The sequence below is a fragment of the Serratia microhaemolytica genome, from assembly GCF_004011885.1.
Classification (GTDB): domain Bacteria; phylum Pseudomonadota; class Gammaproteobacteria; order Enterobacterales; family Enterobacteriaceae; genus Serratia_G; species Serratia_G microhaemolytica.
This window is the reverse complement of the sequence record NZ_SBEF01000080.1, coordinates 1-2,851: the sequence shown is the minus strand read 5'-3', so window position 1 is coordinate 2,851 and position 2,851 is coordinate 1. Positions and strand designations below refer to the sequence as shown.

Here is a 2,851-nt window from a genome sequence, read left to right as displayed (position 1 = left end):
TGGCAGTGTCCTACTCTCGCATGGGGAGACCCCACACTACCATCGGCGCTACGGCGTTTCACTTCTGAGTTCGGCATGGGGTCAGGTGGGACCACCGCGCTATCGCCGCCAGGCATGTTCGTTTTATCCCAACCGCCCAATATCTCTCAAGATATCAAACCATCAGAACCAATCTCAGAACAAGCTAAATACCGTCTCTCTTCTCTCAACAAAACACCTTCGGTGTTGTAAGGTTAAGCCTCTCGGGTCATTAGTACTGGTTAGCTCAATGCATCGCTGCACTTACACACCCAGCCTATCAACGTCTTCGTCTTAAACGTCCCTTCAGGGAACTTAAAGCTCCAGGGAAGACTCATCTCGAGGCAAGTTTCGCGCTTAGATGCTTTCAGCGCTTATCTCTTCCGCACTTAGCTACCGGGCTGTGCCATTGGCATGACAACCCGTACACCAGCGGTGCGTTCACTCCGGTCCTCTCGTACTAGGAGCAAACCCTCTCAATCTTCCAACGCCCACGGCAGATAGGGACCGAACTGTCTCACGACGTTCTAAACCCAGCTCGCGTACCACTTTAAATGGCGAACAGCCATACCCTTGGGACCTACTTCAGCCCCAGGATGTGATGAGCCGACATCGAGGTGCCAAACACCGCCGTCGATATGAACTCTTGGGCGGTATCAGCCTGTTATCCCCGGAGTACCTTTTATCCGTTGAGCGATGGCCCTTCCATTCAGAACCACCGGATCACTAAGACCTACTTTCGTACCTGCTCGAGCCGTCACTCTCGCAGTCAAGCTAGCTTATGCCTTTGCACTAACCTCACGATGTCCGACCGTGATTAGCTAACCTTCGTGCTCCTCCGTTACGCTTTGGGAGGAGACCGCCCCAGTCAAACTACCCACCAGACACTGTCCTCACCCCGGGTCACGGGGCTAAGTTAGAACATCAAACATTAAAGGGTGGTATTTCAAGGTCGGCTCCATGCAGACTGGCGTCCACACTTCAAAGCCTCCCACCTATCCTACACATCAAGGCTCAATGTTCAGTGTCAAGCTATAGTAAAGGTTCACGGGGTCTTTCCGTCTTGCCGCGGGTACACTGCATCTTCACAGCGAGTTCAATTTCACTGAGTCTCGGGTGGAGACAGCCTGGCCATCATTACGCCATTCGTGCAGGTCGGAACTTACCCGACAAGGAATTTCGCTACCTTAGGACCGTTATAGTTACGGCCGCCGTTTACTGGGGCTTCGATCAAGAGCTTCGCCTTACGGCTAACCCCATCAATTAACCTTCCAGCACCGGGCAGGCGTCACACCGTATACGTCCACTTTCGTGTTTGCACAGTGCTGTGTTTTTATTAAACAGTTGCAGCCAGCTGGTATCTGCGACTGGCTTCAGCTCCATCCGCTAGGGACTTTACCTAATGCCAGCGTGCCTTCTCCCGAAGTTACGGCACCATTTTGCCTAGTTCCTTCACCCGAGTTCTCTCAAGCGCCTGAGTATTCTCTACCTGACCACCTGTGTCGGTTTGGGGTACGATTGTGTGTTACCTGAAGCTTAGAGGCTTTTCCTGGAAGCGGGGCATCAACAGCTTCATCACCGTAGTGACTCGTCATCACGCCTCAGGGTGTATGAGCGGTCGGATTTACCTGACCTCTCCCCCTACACGCTTAAACCGGGACTACCAACGCCCGGACTGCCTAGCCTTCTCCGTCCCCCCATCGCAGTAACACCCAGTACGGGAATATTAACCCGTTTCCCATCGACTACGCTTTTCAGCCTCGCCTTAGGGGTCGACTCACCCTGCCCCGATTAACGTTGGACAGGAACCCTTGGTCTTCCGGCGAGCGGGTTTTTCACCCGCTTTATCGTTACTTATGTCAGCATTCGCACTTCTGATACCTCCAGCAACCCTCACAGGTCACCTTCAACGGCTTACAGAACGCTCCCCTACCCAACAAACTTTCGTTCGCTGCCGCAGCTTCGGTGCATGGTTTAGCCCCGTTACATCTTCCGCGCAGGCCGACTCGACCAGTGAGCTATTACGCTTTCTTTAAATGATGGCTGCTTCTAAGCCAACATCCTGGCTGTCTAAGCCTTCCCACATCGTTTCCCACTTAACCATGACTTGGGGACCTTAGCTGGCGGTCTGGGTTGTTTCCCTCTTCACGACGGACGTTAGCACCCGCCGTGTGTCTCCCGTGATAACATTCTTCGGTATTCGGAGTTTGCATCGGGTTGGTAAGCCGGGATGGCCCCCTAGCCGAAACAGTGCTCTACCCCCCAAGATGAGTTCACGAGGCGCTACCTAAATAGCTTTCGGGGAGAACCAGCTATCTCCCGGTTTGATTGGCCTTTCACCCCCAGCCACAAGTCATCCGCTAATTTTTCAACATTAGTCGGTTCGGTCCTCCAGTTAGTGTTACCCAACCTTCAACCTGCCCATGGCTAGATCACCGGGTTTCGGGTCTATACCTTGCAACTTGACGCCCAGTTAAGACTCGGTTTCCCTACGGCTCCCCTATACGGTTAACCTTGCTACAAAATATAAGTCGCTGACCCATTATACAAAAGGTACGCAGTCACCCCACCACTAAGCCCCCTCTGCTTGATTTTGTGAGGTTGAACAACGCTACGCGTTGTTAACCGATTCAATCAGCAAAAGATATCGCCTAAACACTCAGTGCTGGCTTAGTGGTGGGGCTCCCACTGCTTGTACGTACACGGTTTCAGGTTCTTTTCACTCCGGTCACCCCGGTTCTTTTCGCCTTTCCCTCACGGTACTGGTTCACTATCGGTCAGTCAGGAGTATTTAGCCTTGGAGGATGGTCCCCCCATCTTCAGACAGGATAAC

2 rRNA genes are annotated in these 2,851 nt (G+C 52.9%); both read right to left on the bottom strand.

The window, feature by feature from the left end:
- Positions 1-113, bottom strand: a 5S ribosomal RNA gene (gene rrf / locus EOJ37_RS13810); the annotation flags it as partial.
- Between the two features lie 116 nt (positions 114-229).
- A 23S ribosomal RNA gene (locus EOJ37_RS13805) occupies positions 230-2,851 on the bottom strand; the annotation flags it as partial.